Raw genomic sequence first — 16,071 nt, forward strand, 5'->3', positions numbered from 1 at the left:
GTGGAGCAAGAAGCCTGGCAGGTATTGATTGTCGAGGATGACCAGCGCCTGGCCGAGTTGACCCGTGAGTATCTCGAAAGCCACGGTCTGCGGGTCACCCTCGAAGGCAACGGAGCGCTGGCGGCGGCGCGGATTATCAAAGAGCAACCGGACCTGGTGATCCTCGACCTGATGCTCCCTGGCGAAGACGGCCTGACGATTTGCCGCAAGGTCCGTGATCACTACGACGGGCCGATCCTGATGCTCACGGCGCGCACTGACGACATGGACCAGATCCAGGGCCTGGACATGGGCGCCGATGACTACGTGTGCAAACCGGTGCGCCCGCGTTTGCTGCTGGCGCGTGTCCAGGCCTTGCTGCGACGCAGTGAAGCACCCGAGCCTGCGGCACCGGAAAAACTCCGTCGCTTGCAGTTCGGCCCGCTGGTTGTCGACAACGCCCTGCGTGAGGCGTGGCTGCAGGACACTGGCATCGAGTTGACCAGTGCCGAGTTCGATCTGCTCTGGCTGCTGGTGGCCAATGCCGGGCGGATTCTGTCCCGCGAGGAAATTTTCACGGCGCTGCGAGGCATCGGCTACGACGGCCAGGATCGTTCGATCGATGTGCGGATTTCGCGTATTCGACCGAAGATCGGCGATGACCCGGACCATCCGCGACTGATCAAGACCATTCGCAGCAAGGGGTATCTGTTCGTTCCCGAAGCCTGTGTAGATCAACCCCTGTGAATTCGATCTTCCTGCGCATTTATGGCGGCATGTGCGCCGCGCTGATTCTGGTGGCGGTGCTCGGCGTACTGGCCTTGCACCTGCTCAATCAGGTGCGCAGCGAGCAATACCGCGAGCGCCTGGCCCACGGTACGTTTTCCTTGATGGCCGACAATCTGCAACCGATGAACGAGACCGAGCGTCATCGCGCGTTGCTGGTGTGGGAGCGTTTGCTGGGCATTCCCTTGAGCTTGCAGAGGTTCGCCCAGACTGACCTCGACCTGAGCCAGCGTACGCGGGTGCTGCACGGCCAGGCATTGGTGGAGCAGACCGGCCCGCACGCGGCGAAGGTCTACCGCTTGGTCAGCGATAAAGAACAGCTGGTGCTGACAGGGGAAGTGCAACAGATCAGCGAGCAACTGGCACGGGCGACCATTTACCTGTTGGCCGATGAGTTGGTGCGTTATCCGGTGGCCGAGCAGCCCAAGCGTCTTGAGGCACTGAAGAAGGACAAGGGCTTCGGTTTCGAGCTGCAACTGATTACGGTCGATCAGGCAGACATGGACGAGGACCAGAGCCGTCGGGTCTCTGAAGGCGACACGGTGATGGCGCTGGGCAAGGGCGGCGATTCGATCCGGGTGTTTGCCGGGATGGTCGGTACGCCCTGGGTGCTGGAAATCGGCCCGCTGTATCAGATGAACCCGTACCCGCCGGAGTGGCTGGTACTGATCGCTGCATTGGGCCTGAGCCTGATCGGGTTGATCGTTTATTTACTGGTGCGCCAGTTGGAGCGCCGCTTGCGAGGTCTGGAGTCGGCTGCCACACGGATCGCCAAAGGCAGCCTGGAAACCCGCGTGCCGGCACGTGGTGCGGATTCGGTGGGGCGATTGGCGGCGGCGTTCAACGGCATGGCTGAGCACTTGCAGCAACTGCTGGCGATTCAGCGCGAACTGGTGCGCGCGGTGTCCCATGAACTGCGCACGCCCGTGGCGCGGTTGCGTTTCGGACTGGAGATGATCAGCACGGCGAGCACGCAACAGGCGCGGGAGAAGTACCTGGAGGGCATGGATCACGATATCCAGGACCTCGATGGCCTGGTGGACGAAATGCTCACGTATGCGCGGCTGGAGCAGGGTTCACCGGCGCTGGACTTCCAGCGCGTCGACCTCGATGCCTTGGTCAATCAGGTGATCGGCGAACTGGCGCCCTTACGCGCCAACGTGACGGTGCATCGCGGCCTGTGCCTGTCGGCGGCCGATTGCGATGGGGCCTGGGTCGAGGCTGAGCCGCGCTACCTGCATCGGGCGTTGCAGAATCTGGTGAGCAACGCGATGCGTCATGCCCAGTCCCAGGTGTCGATCAGTTATCAGGTGGGGCAGCAGCGTTGTCGCGTCGATGTCGAAGACGACGGGCCGGGCGTGCCGGAAAGTGCCTGGGAAAAGATCTTCACGCCATTTTTGCGTCTGGATGACAGCCGCACCCGGGCGTCTGGTGGGCACGGCCTGGGGCTGTCCATCGTGCGCCGGATCGTTCACTGGCATGGCGGTCGGGCGTTGATCAGCAAGAGTAAAAGCCTGGGGGGCGCGTGTTTCAGTCTGAGCTGGCCCAGGAATCGGGAGAAGCCTTGAGAGCTTTAGCGTCTGTAAGGACCTCTTCGCGAGCAGTCGAGCGTCGACCGGCTGCTCCCACATTAAATCTGTGGTGAACACACGATTTGCGAACACTGGAGATCCAATGTGGGAGCGAGCCTGCTCGCGATGACGGCCGAACAGACACTGAAGACCCTCAGGCCTTGATGCTGACCAGGCTCAACAGCTGTCCATCGTGCACGCCAAATTGCGCATCCAGTTCCGTACCGTAGTGCCATTCGCTGGAGAGGTCGGTCAACAAGCGCAGGCGCACGTGCCCGCTGTCGGTCCACTCCAGCACCTCGGCATGCTCGAAATAGAAGCGCTTCTGCACGATGGGGTAGAGCGCCTTGAACAGGCTTTCCTTGACCGAGAAGGTCAGGGTCACCCACAGCGCCAGCTGATCTTGACGGCCCGCGGCCATGCGTTCGAGCTCGGGTGGGGTGAGGATCTCGGCGGCCAGACGCTCGGCACGTTCGGCGTTCAGCAGGTTTTCCAGGTCCATGCCCAGGCTGCGCCAATGGGTCTTGCGCGCAACAATAGCGGCAGCCCGGCCGGTGCTGTGAGTGATCGAGCCACAGATATGCGCCGGCCACACGGGTGCGCGGTCCTCGCCAATCGCCGGAATGCAGTCCAGGCCTTCCAGTTGCTGCAAGGCGGCCCGGGCACATACCCGTCCGGCGAGAAACTCGGCCTGACGTTTGGCGACCGAGCGCTGGATGCTGGGGGGCGGTTCGATGATGCTGCGCCGGAAGTCATCGAACACCAGCAATGACGGATCGAAACGAGTGCTGAGCAGCACGGTGTCGGGCAGCGCATCAGGCAACGGCCAGTGGGTGTCGAGCGGCGTGCAGCAGGCGGGGAGAGCGGGGAGCAGGTTCATCCCGGCATTTTGCCGGGTTGACCGGGAGCTGGGTAGTGGCCGCTTTGTAAACATCTGGCGCGCAGTGCTGTTGTGGCGAGCTTGCTCCCGCTCGATGGCGTAGCCATCGCAAACCCTGCGTACTCGGTACATTGGAGTGAATGCATGTGCAGGTTTTGGGGGCCGCTTCGCGACCCAGCGGGAGCAAGCTCCCTCGCCACAAGGCGGGTGCAGGCAGCGATCAGCCAAAGATTTTTTTGAGGAACGCCTTCATATCCGCCCACGAGCTTTCATCGGCGGCTTTGTTGTAGCCGATGTCCGGACCGCCGTGATCGCCGTGGCTCAGGCGATCAGCGTCCGGATTGCTGAAACCATGCTTGGCACCTTTCAGGCTGACGAACTTATAGTCGACGCCAGCCTTGTCCATTTCGGTTTTGAATGCTGTCACTTGATCCGCGGTGATCATGCTGTCCAGAGCGCCGTGTTCCACCAGTACCTTGGCCTTGATGCTGCCAGGCGTCGCCGGGGTTTTGGTCGCCAATACGCCGTGGAAACTCACCACACCCGCCAGCGGTGCCCCTTGGCGGGCGGCATCGAGGACAATCCCGCCGCCGAAGCAGTAACCGATCGCCGCGAGTTTTTTCGGGTCGGTCTGCGGTTGTTTTTTCAGCAGGTCAAGCCCGGCATTGAAGCGGGCACTGGCCGTCGCGCTGTTTTTCAGCGCTTCATTCATGAACGCCATGGCATCATTCGGGTGCTCGGTGTTTTTGCCTTTGCCATACATATCGATCGCCAGCGCGCTGTAGCCCAGCCCGGCGAGGTCACGCGCCCGGCGCTTGGCGTAGTCGTTGAGCCCCCAGAACTCATGGACCACCACCACGCCCGGGCGAGCCCCCTGAATGCTGTCGTCGTAGGCGTAATAGCCGATCATTTCAGTCCCGTCGGCACTCTTGTAAGGGATCTCCTGAGTCTTGATTGCCGCTTGGCTGAGGCCGCTCAGGGCGAATAAAACGAGTGCGATCAATACGCGCATGGTTGATGCTCCTTTATAAAGACGTCCAGACAGCCTAGTCGATCCTGTTCAGTCCGAGTTCAGCGGGTGGTGGTTAACCTACAGTCACAATTGTGGTATCGGTTACTTCGTCAGGGTTGTCCGGGATGATGCAGCAGGTTTCGCCAAACACCTTGGTAGAACCAGGTTACCGTTACTGGCGTATTAGCAATCGAGGTGCGAGGTACCTGTGGAGATGTTGATTTTGCCTGGGAGAGCGTTATGAAACTGCTGGTCGTCGAAGACGAAGCGCTGCTGCGTCATCACCTGCAAACCCGCCTGACCGACAATGGCCACGTGGTCGAGTCCGTGGCCAATGCCGAAGAGGCGTTGTACCAGACCGGGCAATTCAACCATGACCTGGCGGTAATCGACCTCGGTCTGCCGGGCATGGGCGGGCTGGACCTGATTCGCCAGCTGCGTGCGCAAGGCAAGACCTTTCCGATCCTGATCCTGACCGCGCGCGGCAACTGGCAGGACAAGGTCGAGGGCCTGGCCGCCGGTGCCGACGATTACGTGGTCAAGCCGTTCCAGTTCGAAGAACTGGACGCGCGCCTGAACGCCTTGCTGCGCCGCTCCAGCGGTTTTACCCAGTCAACCATCATTGCCGGGCCGCTGGTGCTGGACCTCAATCGCAAGCAGGCGACCCTCGACGAGCAGCCGTTGGCATTGACCGCCTACGAGTACCGGATCCTCGAATACCTGATGCGTCATCACCAGCAGGTGGTCGCCAAGGACCGCTTGATGGAACAGCTTTATCCGGACGACGACGAGCGTGATCCAAACGTGATCGAAGTGCTGGTCGGCCGCCTGCGGCGCAAGCTGGAAGGGCCGACCGGCTTCAAGCCGATCGATACCGTGCGTGGCCTGGGTTACCTGTTCAACGAGCGCTGCCGGTGATTCGATCGCTGCGCCTGCGTCTGATGCTCGCCGCCACGACACTGGCGGTGCTGTTCATGCTGGCCTTGTTGCCGGCCATGCAGGGCGCGTTCAGCCTTGCGCTGCAAGACTCGATCAAGCAACGCCTGGCCTCGGATGTCACCACACTGATATCTGCTGCGCGGGTTGAAGGCAACCGATTACTGATGCCCACGCAGTTGCCGGACGAGCTCTTCAAGCTCACCGACAGCCGCTTGCTGGGCTACATCTATGACCGTGACGGTCATCTGGTCTGGCGCTCGCGGGCGACGCATGACGAGGACATCAGTTACCGACCGCGTTACGACGGACATGGCGATCAATTCGCGCGGATTCGTGAGGCCAACGGTCAGGAGTTCTTCGTCTATGACGTCGAGGTCAAGCTGCTCGGCGGTAAAAGCGCAGCGTTCAGTATGGTTGCGCTGCAGCCGGTGCGTGAATACGAGCAGACGCTCGACGGCCTGCGGGAAAATCTCTACCTGGGGTTTGGCGCCGCGTTGCTGGTGTTGCTGTCGCTGCTGTGGATCGGCCTGACCTGGGGCTTGCAGGCCTTGAAACGCTTGAGCCAGGAACTCGACCAGATCGAGAACGGTGCCCTTGAAAGCCTCAGCGAAGAACACCCCCGCGAATTGTTGCGCCTGACCGGCTCGCTGAACCGTTTGCTGCGCAGCGAGCGTGAACAGCGCAGTCGCTACCGCGACTCTCTGGATGATCTGGCCCACAGCCTGAAAACCCCGTTGGCGGTGTTGCAAGGGGTCAGTGAAGACATGGCCCAGCGGCCGGAAAATCGGGAGCAGGCGTGGGTGCTGCAATCGCAGATCGAGCGCATGAGCCAACAGATCAGCTACCAGTTGCAGCGTGCGAGCTTGCGCAAAAGCGGCCTGGTGCGTCACCAAGTGCGATTGCGGCCGGTGCTGCAAAGCCTTTGCGATACACTGGACAAGGTCTATCGCGACAAGCAGGTACGGACCTCATTCGACCTGCCGGACCCGTGCTACGTACCGATCGAGCAGGGCGCCTTGCTGGAAATGCTCGGCAACTTGCTGGAAAACGCCTATCGCTTGTGCCTGGGCGAAGTGCGCGTCAGCCTGAGGCAAACCATGAGTGGTGTTGAGCTGTGTATCGAAGATGACGGCCCGGGCGTGCCGCCGGATCAGCGCGCGCGGATTCTCCAGCGCGGCGAACGGCTGGACCGCCAGCACCCGGGGCAGGGCATCGGCCTTGCGGTGGTCAAGGACATCATCGAGAGCTACGGCGCACAGTTGACCCTGGGGGACTCAGCCTTGGGCGGCGCGGCATTCCGGATACATTTTCCGGTGGCTTGAGGTAGTGGGTAGTGCTCTTTCTGGCCCCATCGCGAGCAGGCTCGCTCCCACTGGGGATATGCTGTGAACACACTAATTGTGAACACCTGAGATCAAATGTGGGAGCGAGCCTGCTCGCGAAGGGGCCAGTGGGCACATCAAAAAATCAGCCCTGAAACTCAATTCTCTTGGGCGCGATAGGCGCCAGGCGTCAACCCGGTCCACTTCTTGAACGCCCGGTGAAACGCCGACGGCTCGGAGAATCCCAGCTGTTCGGCGATCTGTTGCAACGACAGGTCGGCACGGCTCAAGTGATAAATCGCGATGTCGCGGCGCAGTTGGTCTTTCAATTCCTGAAAACTCGAACCCTCTTCACGCAAGTGTCGACGCAAGGTCTGCGGGCTGATGTGCAGGTGTGCGGCAACCGCTTCCAGGTCTGGCCAGCGCGCGTTTTCGCGGCTGAGCAGGCGCCGTAGCTGGCTGCTGAGGCTGTCGCCGTCATCCGGGCGCGACAACAGGTCGGCGGGCGAGCGTTCGAGGAAATGCTTGAGGGTTCGTTCATCCTGCAGCAATGGCATCTGCAGGTAACGGCTGTGAAACAACAGGCTGCTTTGCTCGGAAGAAAACACCATCGGGCAGGGGAACAACAGGTCGTACTCGGCAGCGTGCCCGGGTTTCGGGTAGCTGAAACAGGCTTGTTCCAGGCGAATGCGCTGACCGATCAGCCAACTGCCCAGTCGATGCCAGATCACCAGCTGACATTCGCTGAAAAAGTGATCCGGGTCCCACAGCCGAGCATCATCCAGGCTCAAACGCACCATTTCACCTTCGCGGGTCAGGGTCAGGCGCGGAGCGTCGGGGAATAGGCTATAAAATAATAAGCCGCGACTGAGTGCTTTCTCGAGGGTGCGGCAGTGAATCAAGGCATGGCACATCATGGCGAAGGTGCCACGTTTGCTTGGGCCGCGGGCAAAGCCCAGGTATTCGTCATCCAGCGCTTGCCAGAGCCCTTGCAGCAGGCTGGTGAACTGTTCGGGCGCGATCCTGGCGCGAGGTTCGTCGAGCAATTCGACGCTGATCCCCAACTGTTGCAGCAGGCCCGAATAGTCATAGCCGCGCCGGCGCGCGCCACCGAGGGCCGCACGAGCAAAATGACTGGCGATGGTACGTTCGCGCATTGGGGGCTGGTCCGTCCATTGAGTGGCGGATCTTAGCCACGGCCTGGTGGCGGGACAAGGCGGATATCCGCCAAATTGCAGGACGAGAGTCGGTTGATGGGCGGGAATCCGCCACTTCGGTCGGCGGGTCAAGGGATGAAAAAAATCCGGCAGCCCCGATGGCAAAAGGCTTCTGGACGATTTTGGCAAGGTGGCACGAGCTTTGCGATAAGGGCGAGAGGTCTGCCAGCGCGCAGCTCGACAAAACAAATCCCTCCGGTGCAGGAGGGTTCGCACTTTAGGTGTCGTCTGCGTCAGATGATTGATTGCAGTGCGGTGCTCTTGAGGAACTTTGTAATGACGACTCGTCAGCCACTGTACAAATCCCTGTATTTCCAGGTGATCGTTGCCATTGCTATCGGCATCGCGCTCGGTCACTACTACCCGCAAACCGCCGTGGCACTGAAGCCACTGGGTGACGGGTTCATCAAACTGATCAAAATGGTCATCGCACCGATCATCTTCTGCACCGTGGTCAGCGGTATCGCGGGCATGCAGAACATGAAATCGGTCGGCAAGACCGGCGGTTACGCGCTGTTGTACTTCGAAATCGTTTCGACCATCGCGCTGCTGGTGGGTCTGGTGGTGGTCAACATCGTGCAGCCAGGTAACGGCATGCACATCGATGTCAGCACCCTGGATGCTTCCAAAGTGGCTGCTTATGTCGCTGCCGGTGCGGATCAAAGCGTCGTTGGCTTCCTTCTGAACATCATTCCGGCCACCATCGTCGGCGCGTTCGCCAACGGCGACATCCTGCAAGTACTGATGTTCTCGGTGATCTTCGGTTTCGCCCTGCATCGCCTGGGTGCCTACGGCAAGCCGATCCTGGACTTCATCGATCGCTTCGCCCACGTGATGTTCAACATCATCAACATGATCATGAAGCTCGCGCCGATCGGTGCCCTGGGCGCCATGGCGTTCACCATCGGTGCCTACGGCGTTGGCTCGCTGGTGCAACTGGGTCAGTTGATGGCGTGCTTCTACATCACGTGCGTGGTGTTCATTCTGGTCGTGCTGGGCAGCATCGCTCGCGCTCACGGTTTCAGCGTGCTGAAAGTGATTCGCTACATCCGTGAAGAGCTGCTGATCGTGCTGGGTACTTCCTCTTCGGAATCGGTGCTGCCACGCATGCTGATCAAGATGGAGCGTCTGGGCGCGAAGAAATCCGTCGTGGGTCTGGTGATCCCGACCGGTTACTCGTTCAACCTCGACGGGACTGCCATCTACCTGACCATGGCCGCGGTGTTCATCGCTCAGGCGACCGACACCCACATGGACATCACTCACCAGATCACCTTGCTGATCGTGCTGCTGCTGTCCTCCAAAGGCGCCGCCGGTGTGACCGGTAGCGGCTTCATCGTGCTGGCCGCCACCCTGTCGGCGGTCGGTCACCTGCCGGTTGCCGGTCTGGCACTGATCCTGGGTATCGACCGCTTCATGTCCGAAGCCCGCGCCCTGACCAACCTGGTGGGTAATGCGGTTGCCACCCTGGTCGTGGCCAAGTGGGTCAAAGAGCTGGATGTCGACCAGATGCATGAGGAACTGGCTTCCGGTGGTCGTGCAATCACCAATACGCATGGCGAAGACGATGCGCATGTGGCTGAAAGCCCGGCCCCGACTTCGGTGAAGTAATTCTTCGAGTTGATGAAAAACCCGCTTCGGCGGGTTTTTTATTGCCTGTGGTTTGAGCGCAAAGGTCAGTCCGGCTGATGGTTACGGTGATTGCTGCCAGGTCATCGGCTGCCTAGGCTTTATGTATCGCTTAGGGAGAACGCACATGCACGGGCCACTGGCATCACTCAAGGTTCTGGATTTCTCGACGCTGTTGCCGGGGCCGTTCGCCTCGCTGTTGCTGGCGGACATGGGGGCCGAGGTGCTACGGATAGAATCGCCGACCCGGATGGATCTGGTGCGGGTTCTACCACCCCACGATCAGGGCACTTCCGCCAGCCACGCCTACCTCAATCGCAACAAGCGCAGCCTGGCGCTGGACCTCAAGCAGCCGGCAGCGCTGGAAGTGGTCAAGCAACTGCTGCAGGACCACGACATCCTCCTCGAGCAGTTTCGCCCGGGAGTGATGGAGCGCCTGGGGCTGGGGTACGAGGCCCTGAAGGCGATCAATCCGCGGCTGATTTACGTCTCGATCACCGGCTACGGCCAGACGGGCCCCTACAAGGACCGCGCCGGTCACGACATCAACTATCTGTCACTGGCCGGCGTGTCCAGCTATACGGGGCACGAGGATAGCGGGCCGTTGCCGTTGGGCGTTCAGGTCGCGGACATTGCCGGTGGTTCGCTGCATGGGGTGATCGGCCTGCTGGCGGCGGTGATTGCCCGTGAGCACAGTGGCCAGGGGCAACACCTGGACGTGAGCATGACCGATTGCGCATTCAGCCTGAACGCCATGGCCGGTGCAGGGTATCTGGCTTGTGGTGTCACACCGGGGCGTGAAGATCAGATGCTCAATGGCGGCAGCTTCTACGACTATTACCGCACTCGCGATGGTCGCTGGATGTCTGTCGGCAGCCTGGAACCGGACTTCATGCAGCAGCTGTGCACGGCGCTGGGTCAGCCGGAGCTGGCGGTACTGGGTTTGTCGCCCGTTCCCGAGCAGCAAAAGGCGCTCAAGCTGGCGTTTCAGATCGAATTCGAAAAACATGACTTTGCCGAACTCTGCACGCTGTTTGCCGGGCTCGATGCTTGCGTTGAGCCGGTGCTGAGCCTGGCCGAAGCGGTCGAGCACCCGCAGCTGAAGGCTCGGGATCTGGTCACCCAGGTACCACGCGGAGACGGCACCGCGCAGGCGCAGATGGCCTGTCCGTTGAAGTTTTCAGAGGGCTTGCCCGAGCCGCGACATATCGGCGCGGCGTTGGGCGAACATACCGATCAGGTGTTGGGTGAGTTGGGATATAGCGCTGAGCAGATTGAAGCGTTGCGGCGCGCCGGGGTGGTGATTTAGCGCCGGTCAGGGAGCCATCGCGAGCAGGCTCGCTCCCACATTGGATCTGCGTCGTTCACAAATCCCCTGTGGGAGCGAGCCTGCTCGCGATGGTGTCGGTATGGACGCCACACATCCCGCTACTCGACCCGCGACTCACCGGTAAACACCAGCGTCTGCCGGCAACGCCGGCACAAATACCGTCGTCCTTGACGCACCAGGCTATGGCGCTGGGCCGAGAACGGGAAATCGCTGTTGGCGCAGGGGCAGCGGTAGATGTAGCGGGTCACGCTGCGGCGTTTGATCGCGTAGGTGTGGCAGCGGTTGGGCGGCAGTTCGTACACCCCGCGCATGATCAATTGCCATTCTTCGCCATGCGGCTGTATGCGGTCGCCGAACAGTTGATGGGCGATCAGGTGCGCGACTTCGTGAGCCACGGTCTGTTTGAGGAAATCTTCGGCGTTTTCCCGGTACAGCTGCGGATTGAAGCGCAGCAGGTTTTCATGCAGGTGCGCTACGCCGGCCTTCTGGCCGCGCAACTTGAGGCTGACCACCGGGCGTTTGAAGGAACGTTTGAAAAAGGATTCGGCTTGTTGGAAACAGTCTTCGACGCGGGAATTGAGTTGCTCGGGCATGCTTGGCGGATCTCCAGAGGCGTCGAGTATGCTGCAAACCGTGCTCATTGCGAATCGCTCAGGCGCCGAATGGTCGTCGCGCAATAGAGAAGGCCGCCTTGCGGCGGCCTGTGTTGGCAGATCCCTGTTTGTTTTATAGGCAGCGTCCTTCGCCCGCTTCATTTGCTCGGTGTAAGTTGCCCGTACTAGTTGGTATAGACCGGGCCGACGCCCAGGCCCCAGACGATCACGGTGAATGCCATGATCGCAACCAGCACCACCAGCCCTACGGCGAGCACTGAACTCGAGAACAGAAAACCTTCGTCCGACGGAATGTTCATGAAGGTCGGCAGCCCCACATATAGCAGGTACACGGTGTAGCAGATGGCTGCGGTGCCGACGACCATGCCCAGCCACATGTGCGGATACAGCGCCGCCAGACCGCCGATGAACAGTGGCGTGGCGGTGTAGGTGGCAAACGCGACACAGCGCGCCAGGCTCGGGCTGGCGTCATAGGTGCGAGCCATCCAGTGAATGAACGCCCCCATCACTGCGACCCCGCCGAGCATCGCCAGGTACGACATGATGGTCATCCAGAGCGCGCTTTCCTGGGTCAGCATGACCGGTGCGCGGCTACCGATGACCCAACCGACCTTGGTGGTGCCGATAAACGCCGAGATAGCCGGTATTGCCGCCAGAATCAGCGTGTGGGTGAGGTACATGTGGCTGATGCTTTCCTCTTGGTCGCCACGGATTTCTTTCCATTCTTGATCAGGGTGGGTGAAAAGCCCCACGACGTGATGGATCATAGTCAGTCACTCCTTCGTGATTGCTATCGCCCCCCAGCGGAGCGCCTACGGGCCAGTGGCCAAGTCGGTAGAGGTCTGAAATGCGTGCGACCTTATGTCGCAGTATAGAAAGTACTGGCTGCCACAGGTGGGGGGCTTTAGAGCAAATCGCGCTGTAAACCCCGGGGCTAATCGCATCGCCGCATGACAACGCATCATTTGTGGCTGGTTTCATTCCTGCGGCGAGGAGGGGCATCCGCTCGGCTCTTCGCCCCCGAAGCGTTTTTGCGTAAAATGTCGGCCTTTCGTCACACCTCGCGGATTTCAAGCGCCATGGGCACTCTTTCGGTCAACCAGAACAAACTGCAGAAACGTCTACGCCGACTAGCCGGTGAAGCCGTCGCCGATTACAACATGATCGAAGACGGCGACAAGGTCATGGTCTGCCTGTCCGGTGGCAAGGACAGCTACACCATGCTCGACGTGCTGATGCACCTGCAGAAGGTGGCGCCGATCAAGTTCGAGATCGTCGCGGTGAACATGGACCAGAAACAGCCGGGTTTCCCTGAGCATGTGCTGCCGGCCTACCTGAAAGAGCTGGGCGTGGAATACCACATCGTCGAAAAGGACACCTACTCGGTGGTCAAGGAGCTGGTGCCGGAAGGCAAGACCACCTGCTCGCTGTGCTCACGCCTGCGTCGCGGGACGCTCTACACCTTCGCCGACGAAATCGGCGCGACCAAAATGGCCCTCGGTCATCACCGCGACGACATCGTCGAGACGTTTTTCCTGAACATGTTCTACAACGGTTCGCTCAAGGCCATGCCGCCGAAGTTGCGCGCCGACGACGGCCGTAACGTAGTGATCCGCCCGCTGGCCTACTGCAACGAGAAAGACATTCAGGCTTACTCGGACTTCAAGCAGTTCCCGATCATCCCCTGCAACCTCTGCGGCTCCCAGGAAAACCTGCAGCGTCAGGTGGTCAAGGAAATGCTTCAGGAATGGGAACGCAAGACGCCGGGCCGTACCGAAAGCATTTTCCGTGGTTTGCAGAACGTCATTCCGTCGCAGTTGGCGGACCGCAACCTGTTCGACTTCACCAACCTGCGTATCGACGAAACCGCAGCGTCGCGTTTCGTCAATGTGGTGAATCTCTGATTGCTGAACCGTTCTGACTTAACGGCGCTCGCGGGCGCCGTTTTTATTTCATTGCTCAGGAGAGGGCATGCGCGATTACAAGTGGCTGCACGAATACTGTCTGAACCGTTTTGGTTCGGCAGCCGAACTGGAAGCCCATCTGCCCGTGCCCAAGACTCCGGCACAACTGCGCCAGATCAGCGATGATCGCTACCTGTCGACCCTGGCATTGCGGGTGTTTCGAGCGGGCCTCAAGCACAGCCTGGTAGACGCCAAGTGGCCGGCATTCGAAGAAGTGTTCTTCGGGTTCGATCCGGAAAAGGTCGTGCTGATGGGCGCCGAGCACCTTGAGCGACTGATGCAGGACGCACGGATCATCCGCCACCTGGGCAAGCTCAAGAGCGTGCCGCGCAATGCGCAGTTCATCCTGGATGTGGCGAAAGAGAAGGGCAGCTTCGGCGAATTGATCGCCGAGTGGCCGGTGACCGACATCGTTGGCCTGTGGAAGTACCTGGCCAAACACGGGCATCAATTGGGCGGGTTGTCGGCACCGCGGTTTCTGCGGATGGTCGGCAAGGACACGTTCGTACCGAGCTATGACGTGGTCGCGGCGTTGAATGCGCAAGAGATCATCGACAAGGTGCCGACCAGCCTGCGCGATCTGGCAACGGTACAGAACGCCTTCAACCAGTGGCACGCTGAGAGTGGCCGGCCGATGTGTCAGATTTCGATGATGCTGGCTTACACCGTCAATCATTGAAACCGAGGCGCCTTCATCGCGAGCAGGCTCGCTCCCACAGGGGATTTGTGAACGACGCAGATCCAGTGTGGGAGTGAGCCTGCTCGCGAAAGCGGTGTGTCAGGCGACGGAGATCTCGCCTTCGCCGGCCAGCTTGCGGTTCAACTGAAACCGCCAGCGCACATACAGCAACGCCGAACAGAACACTGCCAGGCTCGCGGCCATTTCCAGCAAACCAAACACCTGCCGATTCGGGTCGAACGCGGCAGTCGCGCCCTTGATGAAATACAGGTTCACCACAAAGCACATCCATGAGTGCCCGCGCGGGCTGCCGCTGAGCATGCCCGGTGCCAGCACCAACAAAGGCACCAGTTCAATCAGCAGGATGACCCACGGCCGTGCACCATGCAGGTCGGCGATCAGCAGGTAATAGGCGCAGAGCAATCCTGCCAGGCCGAAGTAGCACAGCAGGCTGATGACGCGCATCGCCCGAACTCGCGGTTCGAGCCAGTCTATGGAGGGCAGCACCTTCGGCTTTTTGGCCACGTTAGCGCTCCAGTTTCAGGGCGGTTTTCGCCAAGCGCAGACCCAGGGCCCGGCACAAGGCGACTTCATGCTCGTTCAAGCCGCTTTTGCCGTCAGCACCGGCGTGATGGCTGGCGCCGTAAGGCGTGCCGCCACCACGGGTCTCGAGCAATGCCGATTCGCTGTAGGGCAGGCCGGTGATCAGCATGCCGTGGTGCAGCAATGGCAACATCATCGACAGCAAGGTGGTTTCCTGGCCGCCGTGCAGGCTGGCCGTCGAGGTGAAGACCCCGGCCGGTTTGCCCACCAGTGCGCCGGTCAGCCACAGGTTGCTGGTGCCGTCGAGGAAGTACTTCAGCGGCGCCGCCATGTTGCCGAAGCGGGTCGGGCTGCCAAGGGCCAGGCCCGCGCAGTTTTTCAGGTCGTCGAGGCTGGCGTACAGCGCGCCTTCGTCGGGAATGTCCGGCGACACCGCCTCGCATTCGCTGGAGATTGCCGGCACGGTGCGCAGGCGCGCTTCCATCCCGGCCTGTTCCACGCCACGGGCAATCTGTCGGGCCATTTCATTGGTCGAGCCGCTGCGGCTGTAATACAGAACCAGAATGTACGGCGCACTCACGGCAGAATCTCCAGCAGGTTCTCTATCGGACGGCCGATGACGGCTTTGTCACCGACTTCGAGAATCGGTCGCTCCATGAGTTTCGGATGCTCGGCGATGGCGGCGATCAATTGCGCTTCGCTCAGGCTGCTGTCAGCCAGGTTCAGGGCTTTGAATTCGTCTTCGCCGGTGCGCAGCAGTTGCCGGGCGCTGATGCCGAGTTTGCCCAGCAAGCTTTGCAGCTGCGCGGCGTTCAGCGGGGTTTCCAGGTAGCGGACCACGGTTGGCGTCAGGCCACGGGCTTCCAGCAGTTCCAGCGCACCGCGGGATTTCGAGCAGCGCGGGTTGTGATAAAGCGTCAGATCGGTCATGTGCGGTTCGCATCTTGCGTAAGGTGGCGGCTATTCTACCTGTGCAGCGAGCAGTCCTGAACCTTGGGAGGCGATGGGTCGCAGCAGAACCTGTTTTTTTGAGTAAGGATGACCCCCATGACAAGGCAACTGACAGCAGCATTGGCCCTTTTCGCAACCTTGCTGCTTGGCGGCTGTGGCTATGACTACGGCAGCGATCAACTGGGACAGAAAGTGGCGTCCGAGCGGTTGGATGGCCGATGGTTTGTGCTTAATTACTGGGCTGAGTGGTGTAGCCCGTGCCGTACCGAAATCCCGCAATTGAACGTTTTGGCTGAACAGCTCAAGGGTCAGAAGATCAGTGTGTTCGGGGTCAATTTCGACAATGTGCAGGGCGAAGAGCTCAAGAGCGCCAGTGAAAAGCTCGGAATCACGTTCACCGTGCTGGCCCAGGATCCGGCCGACCGCTTCGAATTGCCACGCAGCGAGGCGCTGCCGGTGACCTACATCATCGATGACAAGGGCAAGGTGCGCGAACAGTTGATGGGTGAGCAGACGGCGGCGGGGGTGATGGAGAAGCTCAAGGCGTTGCAGGCGATGAATTGACCACGGGCCGAGCACCCACCTGTGGCGAGGGAGCTTGCTCCCGCCGGCCGGTCCGCGCTCGGGCAAAGCAGTCGCAGAATCGAGTAATGCG

At 60.7% G+C, this 16,071-nt stretch carries 17 protein-coding genes; 9 read left to right on the forward strand and 8 right to left on the reverse strand.

Annotation, left to right across the window (positions count from 1 at the left end):
- Positions 1-726, forward strand: a complete 726-nt coding sequence (locus AC1DIH_RS21160) for a response regulator (RefSeq protein ID WP_477773147.1) — start codon at positions 1-3, stop codon at positions 724-726.
- Positions 723-2,333 carry an ATP-binding protein gene (locus AC1DIH_RS21165; protein ID WP_477773148.1) on the forward strand — a complete coding sequence of 537 codons (1,611 nt, stop codon included), beginning with the start codon at positions 723-725 and terminating at the stop codon, positions 2,331-2,333. Before AC1DIH_RS21160 ends, AC1DIH_RS21165 begins: the two co-directional genes overlap by 4 nt.
- Positions 2,334-2,490: 157 nt before the next feature.
- Here the strand turns inward: AC1DIH_RS21165 and AC1DIH_RS21170 are convergent, their stop codons facing one another.
- Positions 2,491-3,216: a 4'-phosphopantetheinyl transferase family protein gene (locus AC1DIH_RS21170; RefSeq protein WP_477773149.1), complete on the reverse strand. Its 726-nt coding sequence runs from the start codon at positions 3,214-3,216 to the stop codon at positions 2,491-2,493.
- A 220-nt stretch (positions 3,217-3,436) separates the two neighbouring features.
- Positions 3,437-4,228 (reverse strand): dienelactone hydrolase family protein, encoded by a 792-nt coding sequence (locus AC1DIH_RS21175; protein ID WP_477773150.1) that lies wholly within the window; start codon positions 4,226-4,228, stop codon positions 3,437-3,439.
- Positions 4,229-4,468: 240 nt separating this feature from the next.
- On the opposite strand from AC1DIH_RS21175, the gene AC1DIH_RS21180 reads away from it, so the two are divergent.
- Together AC1DIH_RS21180 and AC1DIH_RS21185 are read left to right on the forward strand one after the other, a co-directional pair.
- Positions 4,469-5,146, forward strand: a complete 678-nt coding sequence (locus tag AC1DIH_RS21180) for a response regulator transcription factor (RefSeq protein ID WP_054593588.1) — start codon at positions 4,469-4,471, stop codon at positions 5,144-5,146.
- On the forward strand, positions 5,143-6,489 hold the full coding sequence (locus AC1DIH_RS21185; RefSeq protein WP_477773151.1) for an ATP-binding protein: 1,347 nt from the start codon (positions 5,143-5,145) through the stop codon (positions 6,487-6,489). The genes AC1DIH_RS21180 and AC1DIH_RS21185 overlap by 4 nt, the downstream gene beginning before the upstream one ends.
- Before the next feature lie 158 nt (positions 6,490-6,647).
- Here AC1DIH_RS21185 and AC1DIH_RS21190 read toward each other — a convergent pair whose 3' ends face one another.
- Positions 6,648-7,646, reverse strand: coding sequence for an AraC family transcriptional regulator (locus AC1DIH_RS21190; protein ID WP_477773152.1), 999 nt, complete (start codon positions 7,644-7,646; stop codon positions 6,648-6,650).
- Between the two features lie 336 nt (positions 7,647-7,982).
- On the opposite strand from AC1DIH_RS21190, the gene AC1DIH_RS21195 reads away from it, so the two are divergent.
- Positions 7,983-9,317 carry a dicarboxylate/amino acid:cation symporter gene (locus AC1DIH_RS21195; protein WP_477773153.1) on the forward strand — a complete coding sequence of 445 codons (1,335 nt, stop codon included), beginning with the start codon at positions 7,983-7,985 and terminating at the stop codon, positions 9,315-9,317.
- Positions 9,318-9,462: 145 nt separating this feature from the next.
- Positions 9,463-10,644: a CaiB/BaiF CoA transferase family protein gene (locus tag AC1DIH_RS21200; protein WP_477773154.1), complete on the forward strand. Its 1,182-nt coding sequence runs from the start codon at positions 9,463-9,465 to the stop codon at positions 10,642-10,644.
- Between the two features lie 119 nt (positions 10,645-10,763).
- On the opposite strand, the gene AC1DIH_RS21205 is transcribed toward AC1DIH_RS21200, so the two are convergent.
- Both AC1DIH_RS21205 and AC1DIH_RS21210 read right to left on the reverse strand, forming a co-directional pair.
- Positions 10,764-11,258, reverse strand: coding sequence for a SprT family zinc-dependent metalloprotease (locus AC1DIH_RS21205; RefSeq protein ID WP_427530333.1), 495 nt, complete (start codon positions 11,256-11,258; stop codon positions 10,764-10,766).
- 185 nt (positions 11,259-11,443) lie between these two features.
- Positions 11,444-12,046: a Yip1 family protein gene (locus AC1DIH_RS21210; protein WP_054593582.1), complete on the reverse strand. Its 603-nt coding sequence runs from the start codon at positions 12,044-12,046 to the stop codon at positions 11,444-11,446.
- A 312-nt stretch (positions 12,047-12,358) separates the two neighbouring features.
- Between AC1DIH_RS21210 and ttcA the strand changes: the two genes are divergently transcribed.
- On the forward strand, positions 12,359-13,183 hold the full coding sequence (gene ttcA / locus AC1DIH_RS21215) for a tRNA 2-thiocytidine(32) synthetase TtcA (protein ID WP_477773155.1): 825 nt from the start codon (positions 12,359-12,361) through the stop codon (positions 13,181-13,183).
- A gap of 67 nt (positions 13,184-13,250) precedes the next feature.
- Positions 13,251-13,922, forward strand: a complete 672-nt coding sequence (locus AC1DIH_RS21220; RefSeq protein WP_477773156.1) for a DNA-3-methyladenine glycosylase I — start codon at positions 13,251-13,253, stop codon at positions 13,920-13,922.
- Between the two features lie 99 nt (positions 13,923-14,021).
- On the opposite strand, the gene AC1DIH_RS21225 is transcribed toward AC1DIH_RS21220, so the two are convergent.
- Genes AC1DIH_RS21225 through arsC form a run of 3 tightly spaced genes read right to left on the reverse strand, consistent with a single transcriptional unit; the run spans position 14,022 to position 15,395 of the window.
- Positions 14,022-14,447 carry a DUF2069 domain-containing protein gene (locus AC1DIH_RS21225; protein WP_477773157.1) on the reverse strand — a complete coding sequence of 142 codons (426 nt, stop codon included), beginning with the start codon at positions 14,445-14,447 and terminating at the stop codon, positions 14,022-14,024.
- Position 14,448: 1 nt separating this feature from the next.
- Positions 14,449-15,045: an NAD(P)H:quinone oxidoreductase gene (gene wrbA / locus AC1DIH_RS21230; RefSeq protein ID WP_019693120.1), complete on the reverse strand. Its 597-nt coding sequence runs from the start codon at positions 15,043-15,045 to the stop codon at positions 14,449-14,451.
- On the reverse strand, positions 15,042-15,395 hold the full coding sequence (arsC, locus tag AC1DIH_RS21235; protein WP_054593577.1) for an arsenate reductase (glutaredoxin): 354 nt from the start codon (positions 15,393-15,395) through the stop codon (positions 15,042-15,044). The genes wrbA and arsC overlap by 4 nt, the downstream gene beginning before the upstream one ends.
- Positions 15,396-15,512: 117 nt before the next feature.
- On the opposite strand from arsC, the gene AC1DIH_RS21240 reads away from it, so the two are divergent.
- Positions 15,513-15,980 carry a TlpA family protein disulfide reductase gene (locus AC1DIH_RS21240; RefSeq protein ID WP_477773158.1) on the forward strand — a complete coding sequence of 156 codons (468 nt, stop codon included), beginning with the start codon at positions 15,513-15,515 and terminating at the stop codon, positions 15,978-15,980.
- The last annotated feature ends 91 nt before the right edge of the window (positions 15,981-16,071 follow it).

The sequence above is a fragment of the Pseudomonas sp. 05N36 genome, assembly GCF_056397385.1.

What these genes read in the sequence shown, in the direction of transcription:
- ttcA (WP_477773155.1), top strand. Translation starts at nt 12,359, where the DNA reads ATGGGCACTCTTTCGGTCAACCAGAACAAACTGCAGAAACGTCTACGC.
- AC1DIH_RS21205 (WP_427530333.1), bottom strand. Translation starts at nt 11,258, where the DNA reads ATGCCCGAGCAACTCAATTCCCGCGTCGAAGACTGTTTCCAACAAGCC.
- AC1DIH_RS21180 (WP_054593588.1), top strand. Translation starts at nt 4,469, where the DNA reads ATGAAACTGCTGGTCGTCGAAGACGAAGCGCTGCTGCGTCATCACCTG.
- AC1DIH_RS21240 (WP_477773158.1), top strand. Translation starts at nt 15,513, where the DNA reads ATGACAAGGCAACTGACAGCAGCATTGGCCCTTTTCGCAACCTTGCTG.
- AC1DIH_RS21195 (WP_477773153.1), top strand. Translation starts at nt 7,983, where the DNA reads ATGACGACTCGTCAGCCACTGTACAAATCCCTGTATTTCCAGGTGATC.
- AC1DIH_RS21210 (WP_054593582.1), bottom strand. Translation starts at nt 12,046, where the DNA reads ATGATCCATCACGTCGTGGGGCTTTTCACCCACCCTGATCAAGAATGG.
- AC1DIH_RS21170 (WP_477773149.1), bottom strand. Translation starts at nt 3,216, where the DNA reads ATGAACCTGCTCCCCGCTCTCCCCGCCTGCTGCACGCCGCTCGACACC.
- arsC (WP_054593577.1), bottom strand. Translation starts at nt 15,395, where the DNA reads ATGACCGATCTGACGCTTTATCACAACCCGCGCTGCTCGAAATCCCGC.
- AC1DIH_RS21175 (WP_477773150.1), bottom strand. Translation starts at nt 4,228, where the DNA reads ATGCGCGTATTGATCGCACTCGTTTTATTCGCCCTGAGCGGCCTCAGC.
- AC1DIH_RS21220 (WP_477773156.1), top strand. Translation starts at nt 13,251, where the DNA reads ATGCGCGATTACAAGTGGCTGCACGAATACTGTCTGAACCGTTTTGGT.
- AC1DIH_RS21190 (WP_477773152.1), bottom strand. Translation starts at nt 7,646, where the DNA reads ATGCGCGAACGTACCATCGCCAGTCATTTTGCTCGTGCGGCCCTCGGT.
- AC1DIH_RS21200 (WP_477773154.1), top strand. Translation starts at nt 9,463, where the DNA reads ATGCACGGGCCACTGGCATCACTCAAGGTTCTGGATTTCTCGACGCTG.